The sequence below is a fragment of the Ancylomarina subtilis genome (assembly GCF_004217115.1).
Classification (GTDB): domain Bacteria; phylum Bacteroidota; class Bacteroidia; order Bacteroidales; family Marinifilaceae; genus Ancylomarina; species Ancylomarina subtilis.
In genome coordinates, this window is record NZ_SHKN01000001.1 from 1354287 (window position 1) to 1369661 (window position 15375).

Genomic DNA, 15375 nt, shown 5'->3' on the forward strand with positions numbered 1-15375 from the left:
TCAAAATGCTGTCGGTTATCGGTTGTCTATTTTCAGGAGGTGGCTGGCTAGTCAATAGGCATTGGCGACTGGTCACTGTCACGATAATTATCAAAAGAAGTTTATGAAGATCTTTTAATTCTTGGACTTTATCCTTTCCTTACTTTAACCTTGAATTTCCTTTAAGCTTTACATTTTTTTTGATTGATTATTCTTATCTTGAGGCTTATTTAAAAAGAGAATAAGGAATCTGAATTTCCACAAGAAAAGGAATAGATAAATATGACTCAAGAAAAATACGACCTCATAGTGATAGGAAGCGGTCCTGCAGGTTTTTCAGCAGCTACACGTGCCATCGATTTCAAAAAATCAGTCTGTATTATAGAAGCCAACCATTTGGGAGGAGCTGGAATTATGAATGGTGCACTCACCTCAAAAGCGATGTGGGAGTTATCAAAAGATTTTGATATCGCTTCATCAGTCAGCCGAGGCTACAGAGCGTCAGGAATCATTGCCAACTACAAGCAAGTTCAGAAAACAATTGTTCAAGCTGCCAAACAAAAACAACTGCAAATGCTTTCTCAGATTGAGACTTTCTCTGAAGCAACAGACACACACGGCAGTTTATGTTTAAAATATGGTTGGGCTCGATTTATTGATTCTCACACCATCGAAATCAAACGGAAAGATGGCATTGAACAAATAAAAGGTGACAATATCATTATTGCTACGGGGTCTCGTCCCAGAGAAATACCGGACATTGAGATTGATCAGGAACGCATCATCGATTCTGAAGGCATCATGAACCTCAAGGAATTTCCTGAACGCATGATTATCATTGGTTCGGGTATTATTGGTTGTGAATATGCCACCATCTTTTCCAACTACAAACAAACCGAAGTCCACCTGCTTGATCGCCAACACAAAGTGATTCCATACGAAGATGATGATGTGAGCGAATTCGTTTCAAAAAGTCTTGAAAATAACGGGGTGATTATTCACCACACAGCCAACCTGAGAACCATTCGTAAACGTAGCGATTGCTTAGAGGTTGTTTTGGATTACCAGGATGGACACTCGACAGTGATTGAAGTAGATGTGGCTGTTGTAGCTGTAGGACGTATCCCAAATCTGGACCATATGGGTCTGGAAAATGTCAATATTCAAACCACAGAAAGAGGTTATCTGGATATTAATGATGTTTGTGCGACTGACAATTTCCAATCCTGTAATATTTTTGCGGCGGGAGATGTCTCCGGACATGCACAACTCTATTCTGTTGGTGAACTTCAGGGACGTTTTATTGTAGAAGCGCTTTACGGCAATCAGGACTATCCGCTTGATTATTCCAATATGTCAACCCTCATGTTCTTTAAACCCGAGGTTGCAGCAGTGGGACTTAATGAAAAAGCGTGTAAAAGCAAAGGAATTCCCTACAAAGTCGCAACCTACTCAAATTCATTAATAAATAGAGCTGTTGCGATGCGAGCAACGGATGGCTTTGTTAAGATTATTGTGAGTGATGATGGTGAAAACCGAATCTTGGGTATGCGTGCTGCCGGGCCTCAAGCCTCAACCCTTATCACCTCTATAGCCTATCAAATCACACAGAAAAATACACTTAAGGATATTCGAAAAAATGTACATCCTCACCCTAGCATCTCTGAAGGTGTGCAGGAATGTTTGCGTGTATTTGAGGGCAAATCAATCTACAAACCTCAAGCCTTCCCTGATTTAATTAAATTAAAGTCATGGAAACCTGAAGTTCAAGGATAAAGAACAGAAAGGGTAAAGGTTAAAGGAAATAAGGGTAAAGGAAACAAGGATAAAGGAAGACAAGGGCAAAAGGTGCTTTATAGCTAATGAAGGTATAAAATGAATAAGGTATGAAATATAATTTGCAAGAGCGTTTATTTCGATTTTCTGTAGGTTTATCAAAGAGGTAAGAAATCTACCCAACTCGAGAGAATATCAAGTTATATCTTATCAGCTGCTCAAATCATCAACATCTGTTGGTGCAAATTATGAAGAATCACAATCGGCAGTTTCAAAAGCTGACTTTTCAAACAAGCCTGGGACTTCACTCAAAGAAATAAGAGAATCAAACTACTGGATTCGATTGATTATTGAAATCTCAGAAGCAAATTCGAACTGGCTAAAATTAGAGAGAGAACCTAAAGAGCTTATGAAAATAATAGGATCCATCTACTCTAAAAGCTCGAAACACAGATAAATATTTCTTTTCACTTTAACCTTTATCCTTAACACTTTGAGTCTGATATAAAATAGCGCCTAAACGAATAAAGTTTAGGCGCTATTTTTATACAGGTTTGACTTAATGTCTTGTTTTTTTCGATTTGATTTTAGCACGGACATGAACCGAATCCTCCGACAACAAGTAGCGTCTTGTTGAAGTTGGAAGAAAATCGATAACCGTATCCAGCTTATCTTCACGAATTGCTTGCCTCACCTTAGATGCAGAAATATAATTATCCTTTGCTCCACATGCAATACGAGGGATTTCTATCAATTCAACACCATTGGAAGGTAAGTGTTTAAACATTGCATCATTATATGCTTTGGTTACCGGCGAGTACATTTCAGTTCCCACATATCGACGATTGATATTGAAAATCGGTACAATATATCTCATAAATGTAATCACATCCAACTCTGCCTGACTAGCTGCGATATCTGACTCTTTCTCCTGCTTTAAAAAATAGGATGGGAAAATGGTACCTGAAACCACATAATTACCGCCTTTAACCATCACCAAATTATCGATATGGCCTAACTCCTCTTTAATCAAACGCCAACGGGTCGTAAAAGTAAAGGACGAACGATCTTCCTCAACAACAAAAAGATAAACAACTCTATTTTCGCGACAAGCCTTTTCAATCAGATATTTATGCCCCATGGTAAACGGGTTGCAATTCACAACCACAGCAGCAATGCCCCCCACAGTCACATCGCGCTTAAGCGAACGCAAATAATCCTGATAGGTTTTGATATTTTCGTAACCAAATTCCAGAACAGAAAACAAAGGCTCAGCTGTTGCAATCTCAGTAAAACCAAGTCCTTTAAAAACCATCAAATTTCGAGGTTTGGTATACACGAAAATGTGATTATGTTTTTGAATTACAATATCAATCAGATGGGTTACAATCTGAGCAAAAGCTGCACCTTCTCTAAACTTAGGAGCAACTGCTACATATTTCAGAACACGACCTTTATACGATCCCGTACCAATGATTTCGTCATTCAAATTATACAGAATCATTGAATAGTCAACATCTTCCGGAATGTAATCGAAACCCAAATCAGACAAAAATTCTGAAAGCATTTTAACATCAAAAGGGTTTCTCAAATCTAAAGATTCTTCTCTATAGTCAGTATTTTCTACGCCCATATTATATTGTATTCTCCCTTAAAAAACGGGATTTCGTTCAAATTATTTAAAGTCGATTTATTCATTATTCCAGGCCAACTGTCTGTTCACAGAATACATGAAATAGGATACTGCCAAAAGATCGGCAGAACCGCCCGGCGATATTTTTTTATCTCTGCAAAATTCAATTAAAGAGGCATACTCGGCATCAAAAACCAATTCACCATATTTATCCATACAAGCGATGGCCTTGTTTTTTAATTCCTCCAAAACCTCTTCTCCTTTTCTGTAAAGGATGTTGCTATCATCATTCTGCGAAATAATAGCAAGCAAGGCGTGTGTTAATCCTTTGTTGAGTAACTTATCATTCAAAATCTCTTCTGAATCAAAATGCTGGTGCAAAACGGGTAGCGCTTTTTGAAAAACACAAGGCATTCCGGCCTGAATTTCCCCTCTTATGCCCTGCCCTTTTTTACCAAATTTTCGGAAACACACCTCACCATGCGTTTCTTCTCCCAGGTAGAGTTTCTTACCCAACTCACGGGCTACCAAATCACCATTCATTTTCTGAATAGCAGACACGAAGGCTTCATTGGAGAAAGCATCTCTGGCAAGCAAATAAGCAGAAACAAAAATTGAAAAACCCAATAGAAAGATGGCTCCCTTATGGGTATTAACACCATGTGTTTCCGCAAACATATCAGCCTCCATTTCCAAACCTAACAATCGCAGTTTTGGTAAAGCTTCTTTCAAATCCTCACCGGAAAAGGTATAAGCAAAGTCAGCTATTTTTCTGAATGAAACTGAAAGAGCAGCCGTTGAATTTAAAAAAGTAGAAAAATCCATGTCCGAGTGCGATCCCTCATCAAAACGATCGACTAAACCCGGCTTAGGCGCCAAGGCAACCTCATGCAATAAGGATTGCGTGGCCAATATGGCAAGTTGCTTACAAACCCGACTCTTTTTTTTCGATTCCTGATATTTAGAGATCTCCAATTCCACTTTCATACGCATAGCCGCATAATCGTGAGCTTGCTTGCGCATGCAATAAATAGCTGGAGCTGCATTACAAAAGAAACAGGTTTTCGCTTTTCCTGAGGAAACAGGTTCACCCTTTTCATCAACCACATCAACATCTAAAAGACGTCCAACCGGATGATTCGTTTCAAAGGATTCGCAACATTTTTTTATTTGGATAGCTGTATAATCGGAATCGATTATCTCAGCAAGAAAGAAATCTCCGGCAGCATCAGTTTCACAATGAATCGTTTTTCTATCAATCACAATTCGATGTGAAAGAAGATAATCTTTCAGCTCTTGCAAGCAAGTGGTAAAAAAGGCATGAAAATGGTCATTCGATTTGGGTAAACCTGGAATATTCAGATTAAAACTCAGGGTGACACAGCCTCTTTCAAGTCTATTCAGCCTTAATTCTCTTCGCTTATCTTTAGCCAAAAGCAACTCCTCTATCGACTTATCCATCCCTGCCATCATGACATTAGTTCGTATTGATTAGCAATATAAACCTGTTAATTTGTTTCTCAAAAAAAGAAACAGTTCCCTCCCCATTTTCACAGAGAGGGAAATATAGTTTTCAACTCGATTTTCGAATTGTCTTATTCTAAGTTAGTGACATTTTTGATCACATCGATAATTGTTCCATCGCGGTATTCTACCAAAGCAACAATTTTATCGCCAAGCTTCTTCTCAGCAGGAATACCTGTCATTGAATCAACTTCTTTTTTCAGATCGCGAATATCTACCACATTCACACCCGCTTTTTTCAAAGCAGCTGCCAAATTCGGTTTCGATGGATTTACACAAACACCACGTTCTGTTACAATCACATCAACACTTTCACCCGGCGTTACAACCGTATGAACACGATCCATAATGATAGGTAAACGTCCACGGAAAGATGGGCAAACAACAACTGAAAGATTTGCTCCTGAAGCAGTATCAGAGTGACCACCTGAAGCACCACGAATTTCTCCTGATGAACCTGTAATCACATTCACGTTGAAATCAACATCCACCTCAAGGGCACCTAAAACAACCACATCCAATTTATTGGTCATGGCACCACAGTTATTAGGATTTGCATATTGATCACACGTAATTTCGATATGCTGAGGGTTATTTAATACTGAAGTACTTACCGCAGCATCAAAAGACTGAACATCGAAGATGGCTTTAAACAAACCTTCTTCAAGCATATCCACACCATAAGAAGTGACACCACCAATCATGAAACTCCCCTGAATGTTTTTGCGTTTCATATCCTCGCGAAGGAATTTTGCCACGGCCAATGATGCACCACCGGCGCCCACCTGGAATGACATACCATTCTTAAACAAACCTGAATGTTCGATTACTGTAGCAGCAATACGAGCAATACGCAAGTCCATTGGTGAAGATGTAATACGAGTTGTACCTGAAGCAATTTTAGAAGCATCACCAATACTGTCCACAGTCACAACATAATCAACAAAATGCTGACGTACTGAAGGTGGAACACAAGGATACTCAACCAAATTATCAGTTACAACCACAACCGTTTTGGCATAACGAGCATCAATATCAGCATAACCCATAGAACCAAAAGCTGAAGGTCCGTGTGCACCGGTTGCATTACCTTCCTCATCAGCAGCAGAGGCAGCCAATAAAGCCAAATCCGGCTTAATACGACCGCTCATAATATCGCGAACACGACCACCATGAGAGTGAATAACTGCAGGATGCTTTAATTTTCCCATTGAAATGATCTCACCCAAACGTCCACGGATACCCGAAGAGAAAATTCTGGTAATCATTCCACTTTCAATATAAGGGACCAACCCATCATGTGCTGATGTTAAAGATGAAGAAGCCAAGGTGATATCCTTGATTCCCATCTTGTCAAGAATGGCGATAGCTTGCATTAAAACGCCATCTCCGCCACGAAGGTGGTGATGACAACTAACGGTCATTCCATCGAAAGGTTGACTTTTTTTAATGGCATCTTCTAAAGAATCGCACATTTTAGAAACATGCGCTTTTTGGGCTTTAAGAACAGTTGGTACCGTCTGAGATGCAACATCTCCTTTCAGTACACTATTCCACACTCCCTGGTAAGGCTGCAATTCGCCTAAACCGTCTATATATTCAGGAATTTCAACTCCTAATGCGTTTTTCATTGTTTTATAATTAATTGCTAATTACAAATTGTTGCTTGTAAATTGACTAGTCTAAACTCTTTTCAATATCCTTGATATCGATATTGGCGTATTCCAAAACGGTGATTGCTCGCTGAACAACAGGAGCATCAATCATTTTACCATCGATAGCAAAAACACCAATGCCCGCTTTTGTATTCTTATAAAATTCAGAATACACACGGTAAGCTTTACGAATTTCATTTTCGCTAGGATTGAATACCTCATGAACAGGATCAACCTGACGTGGATTAATCAATGCCTTTCCTGCAAAACCTAATTTCTTGATGTATTCAGTCTCTTCTTTAAGACCTTCATCATCATTCACATCAGCAAAAACGGTATCCAATACATCTAAATTATTAGCCTTACCCGCCATCACAATTCGCTTACGAGCATAGTCGATTCCAGCTCCATCAGGTGTTTTCACAATCCCCATATCAGCCGTTAAATCCTGCCCACCAATTGTAATTGCATCAATACGAGGCTCACAAGCTGCAATCTCATATACATTAGCAACACCTTTTGCCGTTTCGATCATCACATGAATGGTCATTTTAGGATCTTTGATACCATGCTCTTTTTCGATGCGTCGAACTTCCTTCATGAAATCTTTAACATCCTGAACCGATTCTGTTTTTGGAAAACGAATGTTATCAGGTTGCATCGGCACAATCTCCTCCAAATCGGCTAAACCAAATGGCGTTTGCAGATTATTGACACGAACACAAACTTCAGTGTCGTAAAAATTTACAGTTTCAAGCATGCTACGTACCAAAATACGAGCAGCATCTTTTTGGTTTAATGCAACCGCATCTTCCAAATCAAGTAATACAGCATCACAGCCATAAACACCCGCTTGTTGAATCATTGCCGGATTATTACCCGGAATATACAACATTGATCTTCTTTTCTTCTTAGCCATTACAATGTACCCTCCTGAATACCTAAAGAACGTTTAACAGCGGTTTCAACTCTCGCCTTAATGGTTGGTGTTAATGCGCCTTTATCCTTAGCAATAAGGTGCACATTTTCGATTTCCATTACATCTAAAACCTGATTGATGCATGTTTTTAGATCTTCTTCGAACTGCAACATTACAGTTGAAGAAATGTCAACCTGTCTTCCAGACCCTTCGGCAACCGGTTCAATAAGAACCATAATGTCGCTTGATTCAAAAGTTCCAGCTTGAGCTTTAAACTTAGGTGTCATTATTTTGTATCGTTAGTTGTTATTATCTACTTGCGAATCAACTTACAAATCGCAAATAGAATCTTATTTGTTAGTGCATAAACCTAAATAAAATCATGTGAATCTGAAATATAAATTAGCCATAAGTCCAATCTTTCTTTAGCTGATTTTAATTCAAATTCTTAACTGATTTTCTGTGTACAAATGTTGCAGTCTTTCAAAAAATATCAAAGGACTTTCGACAATTTTTTGGTTAAGTAAAAGTGTTATAAAACAGATTAAAGATATAATTCTTTATTATGTGTATTCAGAATATAAATCGTAACATCCCACTCATTGAAAAACAGATGATTGACAATATGCGAACAAACTGATAATCAGCAATAAACTTCAGCAAATTACAAAACTAGATTTGAATAGAGGGAATAAAAGCAAAAAAAATCCCACAGTGGCCTGTAGGATTCCTTGTGGATTAGTGGTTAGTGAGATCTTATCGGTTAGTATAAGAGTTTGCTTTGATTTCGGGTGGCCCCTTTTTTCAAAAGCGTGTGCAATATAGCTTTTCATTTTGAAATATTGCAAACGTTTGCTAAAAACTTTTCAACATTTTTAACAATTAAGAACAAAAAAAAATAAGCATATAAAAAAAGCTATCCCAATAGGAATAGCTTTCAGTTTTTTAATACAAGCAAATCTTATCTTGCTCCAACCAGAGATACTGAAGATATTGTGTCTCCCATTCCAACCAAGGTAACGGGTTTTTCAATCAAAATTGTAGGAACAGCAATAATCTCGATAGACTCGTTTTCGAAAAGACCTGTTTCAAGCAAGTTGTTTTGACCATATTTTTCTGTCACAAGATTCTGAAGATGATTTAATTCATTGAGACCAACATCAGAAACCCGATGCCCTTGAGCCCACAACAATACATCCTTCGTATTAATCGCACCCGTTCCGGCTTTCGCAGCAGCAACCGTAGCTGCCAATTGCATACCACCTCTGTTTTGAATAGGACTCACTTTAAAGCCTTTTCTTTGTAATGTTAAATATAAACCAAACATATGCAGCTGCATACGAGGACACTGTGTGTATTCATATATTTTCAGCATTCCTTCAAACATATTCTCAGCATTCACATTCGCCTCACATTTTGCAGCCAACTCCTCTTCCCCAATGACTTCAAGAATATCAATTAATTCACGCTCATTAAATCCTAAGCTATCAACACTCCTACCCAATGAATCAATCAGGTGCTTGCGTACCGCCTTATCCTGCGTTGACGCAACTTCAAGGTGCAATAAATTTTCAGGACAGGATTTTCGCCATTCGCTTATCATTGCCTTCGATGCATCGATTTTTTCAGCACCTTTACTCCCATCTTTCAAGGTTTCATGAAGCATCTGATAGCCAGAAAGTATAATATATTCCGAATTTACATCTGGCTGAGACATCTTCTTAGAAAAATGCTCATCGATATGCAGTTTAAAATTTAACGGATCGTATGTTGCTATGAATCGGTTTGCCTTAGGACATGTGTAAACTTTTCCATCTAAAGTAATAGAGTCACCCTTATCAAATTCGATAATCCAGTGAATTAAAGGCAGATCATTTTTCCGATCGACCTTAGAGGCCTGAGCCACATCTCCATTTTCATCTACAGTTAGGAGGTTATCCAAATCTAAAAAAAGCTGAGACTGCTCCTTAGGAGATGATGCACAATGCACATAAACTGAATCCACACCACAGACTGCCATCACATTGGCCACAATGCCGCCTTGACCGCCCATTTGAAGCTTATCGTAACCAATTGTTTCATTCAACCAATTGAATACGGCTTTATCCTCAATCAACCATTCTTCAGCTTTTCCCGCTTGGAAACATTGTAAAAATCCACGAATTGCATCCTCATTGGTTAGAACACAATTTTCCCCTTCACCAACAATTTTAGTTAGGTCTAATTTATTATCCTCAATGATTTTCTCAATAAATTTCCCATTGATTTTAATCACTGCATCCACATTTGCATTAAAAGCACTAATAAGACCTTTAACTTGTCCCATTTTCTCAAGTTGAGCTGGTGCCGTTTTATAATGCGATAACCATTTTTCTTTTAAATCGCTGTATGACATGCCAATAATTTAGTTTTTATTATAGTCAACTCTAACCCATCATTGTGAATTACAGTTAACGTCCAGAAGTTTGATGTAGGCAAAGAAATACAATTTAGGAGTGTTTCTTAAAAATTCATAATAAAAAGCAAATAAAAATCGTTGCAAAGGTTTGAAATAGATATACTGAATGACACTCGCACATAATTTATCAAAGTAAAAATGCCATGATAAAACGAAATGTTAAAAAACACCCAATTACATCTACATATATTTGGATATTTAAATATATTTGTAGCCGTATAAATGATCTAACATTCAAAAACAAATGGCTAACTAAAACCTGGCCGTATAAAATTTAAATAAATGAAAGCAACAACAACTTGGACACAAGGCATATCTTCAGTAATTACTGATAACAGAGGACACGAAACAATTGTTGATTTACCAGAAGCAAAAGGTGGACAGGATTTAGGTCCTACAGCATTTGAGCTTTGCCTGATGAGCTATTCGGGATGTGTCAATACAATTTTTAATATTGTATCAAAAAAAATGAGATTCGAATTCACTGCCCTTGAAGTGGATGCCATTGGTCACCAAAAAGATGGTGCAGCAACCTTTACTGATGTTGAGGTGGAGCTTAGAGTAGAATCTGAAGCTAGCGATGAGAAAATTGAATCCTGTTTGCAAAAAACATTAAAAATGTGTCCGGTAGGTGTTCTGTTCCACCAAGCCGGAGTCAACACTACTTACAAAATTATGCGACTACAAAATGCATAATTCATACGTATTGAAACATCATAAACATCCCTCACCTCAATTGGTGAGGGATGTTTTTTTTTGATCTTTAACACAGCATTAACAATTAGAAACACCAAAAATGAGACACGTCAGTCTTTTATTTTATATTTTTACTGAAACGAAAGAGAGTTGGCCTCTTTCACTTTCAACATCTTTATGAATTTAAAATAAGAGACATGAAACATATATTGTTTATTTTTTTAGCAGCATTCTATATGAATACCTCCGCTCAAAAAACTGAAAGCACCTTATTGGTTGGACAGGTAGCGCCTCAATTTAAGGCCCACGATCAGAATGACATAGAGATAAAAAGTCGTGATATCTTAAAAGAAAATGAATTAATTGTTGTTTTCTACAGAGGACAATGGTGTCCATACTGCAATCGTCATTTGAGTGAATTACAAGATCATCTGGTAGATTTCAAAAAGGCTGGTGCTCAACTTATAGCCATCACGCCTGAGAAAACAGAAAATATCGATAAAACTATAGAGAAAACAAAAGCCGACTTTCCCATCCTTTGGGATAAAGACAACTCCATAATGAAAGCCTTTGGAGTCGATTTTATATTAGCTGAAAACTTACAGAAAAAATACAAAAATTATGGAATTGATTTAATTGAAGCAAACGGCAACGAAAGCCAAACACTTCCCGTTCCGGCAACTTTTGTGATTGGTAAAGATGGAAAGATTAAATACATTCAGTACGATCCCAATTACAAAAACAGATCATCTGCAAAAGATATAATAAAGCACTTATAACGATTTGTATCCTTACCTGAATCATATAATATCCTTTACCTTACAGGTAAGGGATTTTTTTTCTTTAGAAGAATTTAATGCTACAAAAAACATCGCTTAACAATTGAGCATTCAGATAAAAGAATTAACTATGCAAAAAAATAGAACATGACAAGCTACACCCCTCTCAATAGCGATTTCTCGCTTTGGAAAAGAATCAAAAGTGAATTAAGCCTATTCTTAATCATTCAACTTTTGCTCATCATCTTCAATGGAATCAATTTGGTATATGAAACAACCCTGATTCTAATTTTTATTCTTTTGCTATCGATAAAACGTAATCGAATCATCTATCAAATCGATTGGGATGCAGATAAAAGCGAGTTTCAATTCTCATATTTTAGTCTGATTGCTATAAAGGGAACAGAAATCGTTCCTTTAGAAAACCTGAATACAAGACTGGGGCCTAAACGCTTTGGACTTGGCAGTTCTGTCACCACTCTTGAATTCTTCAATAAAAAGCAACTTATAGGCGAAATTCGTTCAGATGACAAATGGCAATGGACAGCTGAACAACTTGATGAAATTCACAAAAAAGTGGTCGATTCAAAAGTTTAAAACAGATATATTCCCATTCCTCATTTTTATTATCTTTAGAAAAAACAAATCAAGATTCTACAAGATAAAACGGAGCATACTATATACTATTCTGATTCTACTGATTTCTTTGAATTGGTTGGATGTTCATGCGCAATTATCCACAACTTCAAAATCAAATTCTGGGTTCTTCACAAGAAACACAGCAAGAACATATATATATATTGATACAATTGAAGAAAATTTACAACAGGATAGTCTAAAAAAAGGTCAAACATTTTACAAGAATCTAAAATCGAAAGCCTACAAAAACAACATCACCAAAGAACTTTATAATCTATTCTTTGTCACCCCCAGTAAAAACGAGAAAATAAGTACTAAAACGAGAGAACAAAGTGGTGAAGTATTTTTACCATACGAAGGGAAACGCATCAATAAAATTATTGTTGATGTGATACCTCCATTTAAGCCCAACTTTCTTGACAGCCTTCAAAAAACACGTATTTGGCTTGAGAAAACCGCTAACAAACTCCACAATACAAGTAGTCGGGGACACATAAAAAAACTTCTATACATTAAAGAAGGGGATACTATTGACGCCTATAATACGGCAGATAATGAACGATTAATTCGTAGACTATCATACATCAAAGATGCCCAGATTATTATCATTCCGGTAATGGGCTCATCAGAATTAGTTGACCTTTATCTATTGGTCAAAGATCAGTTCTCCTGGGGCTTTGATTTAGACATCGGCTCTTTTTCCTCAAGCTCACTGGAACTGTACAACCAAAATTTATTCGGAAGAGGCCATGAAATTAAATCCGGCTTTGAATACAACTCCAGCAAAAGTAAAACCTGGGGCTATTTGGCCAGCTATGGCGTTCAAAATATAAAAAACACACATATAAGCGCCAACATCAGTTTTAGGGACAATTATAAAAGTTCATTTGTCGGTTTAAACCTCGAAAAAAAATTCGAAACCTTCTTAACTCAATATGCCGGAGGCTTATCACTATCAAGAACCAGACATTCAAGCAAAATCAAATCGAACGACCCGATATTAAACAAAGAACCCCTTGATTTTGATTACGCTTCGAGCTGGATAGGACGGGCTTTCAAACTCAATTCTAAAAAGAAACTTGCAAAAAAGAGGCTATTCTCAACACTAGGTTATACATCAATAAATTTCTCAAGACGCCCCGAAGTTACAGCCGATATCAATCGTTTTTTTCACAACAAAAGAACCTATTTAAGCAGCTTAACTCTTAATCAAGTTCAGTACTTTAAATCAAATTTAATCTACAATTTTGGTCGCACAGAGGATATTCCATACGGATACATGATGCAAGTAACCGGTGGTTTTGAGGACAATGAATTCTCCTCCCGAAAGTATTTCGCTTTTGAATACCAGAGAGCCACCCATTTCTACAAAGCAAAAAGTTATTTTTTCACAAGGTTTGCTCTAGGGGGATATTTTGATAAAAATCATTTTGAACAAGGCAATTTCATTCTTCAAAACAGGTACATCAGTCGCCTTCGAAAAACAGGTCGATATCGCTTACGTAACTTTATCGAACTGAACTACAGTCTGGGAATTCGTCGTTTCCCCGAAGAATTCATAACTTTTAACACCGATACAGGGATTCGCGGCTTCTCCAGTCTCCAAGCTATCGGGACTCAAAGGTTGACCTTAAAACTTGAAAACATGACATTCACACCCTTTATGCTTGCAGGATTTCGACTTGCATTTTTCAATTTCCTCGATGTAGGCACTATCGGTAGCAATCAGAACCATCCTTTAAAAAATAAAGCATATTATGGTTTGGGCTTGGGGATTCGTTTAAACAACGAAAATCTGGTATTTAAAACAATCGAATTACGTTTTGCTCTTTACCCCAAGGCTCCAAGCGACTTTACAAGTCCCCAGTATGGAATATCAGGAGAAGATCGCCCCAATTTCAATAATTTTAATGTCAAAGGTCCCAAAATTATCGATTTTGAATAAACCTTTCACTCTCAATTCAAGGACTTAAGATTAAACAACACTTCCCCGCCACTTTGCATATTTGAGATATAAAAGAGATGCAGTCCCCAGAAATATTGCATAGAAATATTCTGACAACCAGACTTCTGATACAGAAACCTGTAACACTTGTGTCAGAACATAAACTGCTCCTAAATAAAATGTAAGAACAACAACTTCAACAAGCATCGCATGAAACGTACGTCCTGTTCCTGAAATACCATGAAATAAAGTAATCGCAATTGGAAACAAAAGCGATGCACCAAATACAACGTACACAACAGGACGGGTATGCTCAATCAATAAAGCATTATCAGTATAAATTGATATAATCAGGTCCGGAATAAAAATCGAAATCCCAACCAATGCAAAAACGGATAAAAAAGACAACTTTATAGTTCGCCAAATAATCAACATTACTTTATCAGGAAATCCTTCGCCAATAACCTGACTAACGAGCGTATTCACTGCAGAACCAAAGGCCCAAACAGGCACCATTAGTAAGACATAGATACTTCGAATAATATTAGAAATTGCCAGCTCGTGCTCCCCCATTCTCTCAACCAAAATAAAAAAAACAAACCAACACGAAAGAGCCAAAAAGTTCTGAATCATGATAGGAAATGATACTTTTATCAACCTCGAAAACAAGGGCCAGTCGATCTTACAGAAGTGAAACAGATCATAATGGGCAATAGGGATTTTCCTCAATGTAAAGACAATAAAGAAAATCATCGCTGTGAATTCAGCAAACACCGAAGCTAAAGCAGCTCCTTTAATTCCCATCTCGGGCAAGCCAAAATTTCCAAATATTAAGGCATAATCAAAAAAGACATTCACAACAGCCATCACTCCTGTGCTCCAACTAATCACCTTAGTTTTAGCAATTCCAATATAAAACGCCCGAAACAAAAGGTTGACACAGGCAAACAAAATCCCCCAGGCGCGATAAGAAATATAATCATTACTCGCCTGAAAGATAGCATCAGAACTAACCATCCACTTGAGAAGAGAAGGCGATTGAAATTCCATGAAACCAAACAAAAGAACTCCAGAGAACATTAAAAAATAAAACGCATGGATAAAAGTTTTACCCACCAAAGTATAATTTTGCTCCCCTACCCGTCTGGCAATTACAATTTGAGTACCCAAACCGAATCCCCAAACTAGCATAACAATTGCAAAGTAAAAGATGGTTGCAATAGCAGCAGCTCCCAGAGCCGTTTCACTCAAATGCCCCAGAAAAGCTGTATCGGTCACAGATATGATATTCTGCGCCACACTACCTAATATAATGGGATAAGCTATCGTCCAGATGCTTTTAGAATCTATTTTTGTTTTCAACTCTTCTTGT

13 protein-coding genes are annotated in these 15375 nt (G+C 37.4%); 6 read left to right on the plus strand and 7 right to left on the minus strand.

All coding sequences use genetic code 11. The features are described 5' to 3' along the window. Nucleotides 1-261: 261 nt before the first annotated feature. Nucleotides 262-1755, plus strand: coding sequence for a dihydrolipoyl dehydrogenase family protein (locus EV201_RS05490; RefSeq protein ID WP_130306383.1), 1494 nt, complete (start codon nucleotides 262-264; stop codon nucleotides 1753-1755). Between the two features lie 142 nt (nucleotides 1756-1897). Next, nucleotides 1898-2212, plus strand: a complete 315-nt coding sequence (locus tag EV201_RS05495) for a four helix bundle protein (protein ID WP_341272866.1) — start codon at nucleotides 1898-1900, stop codon at nucleotides 2210-2212. A gap of 102 nt (nucleotides 2213-2314) precedes the next feature. Here the strand turns inward: EV201_RS05495 and EV201_RS05500 are convergent, their stop codons facing one another. The 6 genes from EV201_RS05500 to EV201_RS05525 all read right to left on the minus strand — a co-directional run bounded on the left by EV201_RS05500 (nucleotide 2315) and on the right by EV201_RS05525 (nucleotide 9881). Further along, the gene (locus EV201_RS05500) at nucleotides 2315-3388 is read right to left on the minus strand and encodes a [citrate (pro-3S)-lyase] ligase (RefSeq protein WP_130306385.1); all 1074 of its coding nucleotides are present in this window, start codon (nucleotides 3386-3388) and stop codon (nucleotides 2315-2317) included. 57 nt (nucleotides 3389-3445) lie between these two features. Continuing rightward, on the minus strand, nucleotides 3446-4861 hold the full coding sequence (locus tag EV201_RS05505) for a triphosphoribosyl-dephospho-CoA synthase (RefSeq protein WP_130306387.1): 1416 nt from the start codon (nucleotides 4859-4861) through the stop codon (nucleotides 3446-3448). A gap of 122 nt (nucleotides 4862-4983) precedes the next feature. Further along, on the minus strand, nucleotides 4984-6543 hold the full coding sequence (gene citF, locus EV201_RS05510) for a citrate lyase subunit alpha (protein ID WP_130306389.1): 1560 nt from the start codon (nucleotides 6541-6543) through the stop codon (nucleotides 4984-4986). A 46-nt stretch (nucleotides 6544-6589) separates the two neighbouring features. Next, nucleotides 6590-7486 (minus strand): HpcH/HpaI aldolase/citrate lyase family protein, encoded by an 897-nt coding sequence (locus EV201_RS05515; RefSeq protein WP_130306391.1) that lies wholly within the window; start codon nucleotides 7484-7486, stop codon nucleotides 6590-6592. Beyond that, entirely contained in the window at nucleotides 7486-7773 is a 288-nt protein-coding gene (gene citD / locus EV201_RS05520; protein ID WP_129254520.1) for a citrate lyase acyl carrier protein, read from the minus strand. Before citD ends, EV201_RS05515 begins: the two co-directional genes overlap by 1 nt. A 674-nt stretch (nucleotides 7774-8447) precedes the next feature. Continuing rightward, nucleotides 8448-9881, minus strand: a complete 1434-nt coding sequence (locus tag EV201_RS05525) for an ADP-dependent glucokinase/phosphofructokinase (protein ID WP_130306393.1) — start codon at nucleotides 9879-9881, stop codon at nucleotides 8448-8450. Nucleotides 9882-10226: 345 nt separating this feature from the next. Between EV201_RS05525 and EV201_RS05530 the strand changes: the two genes are divergently transcribed. From EV201_RS05530 to EV201_RS05545, 4 genes are all read left to right on the plus strand, one after another. Then, nucleotides 10227-10640: an OsmC family protein gene (locus tag EV201_RS05530; RefSeq protein WP_130306395.1), complete on the plus strand. Its 414-nt coding sequence runs from the start codon at nucleotides 10227-10229 to the stop codon at nucleotides 10638-10640. 197 nt (nucleotides 10641-10837) lie between these two features. Further along, nucleotides 10838-11419, plus strand: a complete 582-nt coding sequence (locus EV201_RS05535; protein WP_130306397.1) for a peroxiredoxin-like family protein — start codon at nucleotides 10838-10840, stop codon at nucleotides 11417-11419. A gap of 147 nt (nucleotides 11420-11566) precedes the next feature. Beyond that, nucleotides 11567-12016: a hypothetical protein gene (locus tag EV201_RS05540; protein ID WP_130306399.1), complete on the plus strand. Its 450-nt coding sequence runs from the start codon at nucleotides 11567-11569 to the stop codon at nucleotides 12014-12016. After that, complete coding sequence (locus tag EV201_RS05545) at nucleotides 11946-14003, plus strand: BamA/TamA family outer membrane protein (RefSeq protein ID WP_130306400.1); 2058 nt, start codon at nucleotides 11946-11948, stop codon at nucleotides 14001-14003. Before EV201_RS05540 ends, EV201_RS05545 begins: the two co-directional genes overlap by 71 nt. Nucleotides 14004-14033: 30 nt before the next feature. Here the strand turns inward: EV201_RS05545 and EV201_RS05550 are convergent, their stop codons facing one another. Beyond that, on the minus strand, nucleotides 14034-15365 hold the full coding sequence (locus EV201_RS05550) for an MATE family efflux transporter (protein ID WP_165389596.1): 1332 nt from the start codon (nucleotides 15363-15365) through the stop codon (nucleotides 14034-14036). Between the last annotated feature and the right edge of the window lie 10 nt (nucleotides 15366-15375).

Coding starts and splice junctions, on each gene's coding strand:
- EV201_RS05490 (WP_130306383.1), top strand. CDS start 262: ATGACTCAAGAAAAATACGACCTCATAGTGATAGGAAGCGGTCCTGCA.
- EV201_RS05500 (WP_130306385.1), bottom strand. CDS start 3,388: ATGGGCGTAGAAAATACTGACTATAGAGAAGAATCTTTAGATTTGAGA.
- EV201_RS05505 (WP_130306387.1), bottom strand. CDS start 4,861: ATGATGGCAGGGATGGATAAGTCGATAGAGGAGTTGCTTTTGGCTAAA.
- citF (WP_130306389.1), bottom strand. CDS start 6,543: ATGAAAAACGCATTAGGAGTTGAAATTCCTGAATATATAGACGGTTTA.
- EV201_RS05515 (WP_130306391.1), bottom strand. CDS start 7,486: ATGGCTAAGAAGAAAAGAAGATCAATGTTGTATATTCCGGGTAATAAT.
- citD (WP_129254520.1), bottom strand. CDS start 7,773: ATGACACCTAAGTTTAAAGCTCAAGCTGGAACTTTTGAATCAAGCGAC.
- EV201_RS05525 (WP_130306393.1), bottom strand. CDS start 9,881: ATGTCATACAGCGATTTAAAAGAAAAATGGTTATCGCATTATAAAACG.
- EV201_RS05530 (WP_130306395.1), top strand. CDS start 10,227: ATGAAAGCAACAACAACTTGGACACAAGGCATATCTTCAGTAATTACT.
- EV201_RS05535 (WP_130306397.1), top strand. CDS start 10,838: ATGAAACATATATTGTTTATTTTTTTAGCAGCATTCTATATGAATACC.
- EV201_RS05540 (WP_130306399.1), top strand. CDS start 11,567: ATGACAAGCTACACCCCTCTCAATAGCGATTTCTCGCTTTGGAAAAGA.
- EV201_RS05545 (WP_130306400.1), top strand. CDS start 11,946: ATGACAAATGGCAATGGACAGCTGAACAACTTGATGAAATTCACAAAA.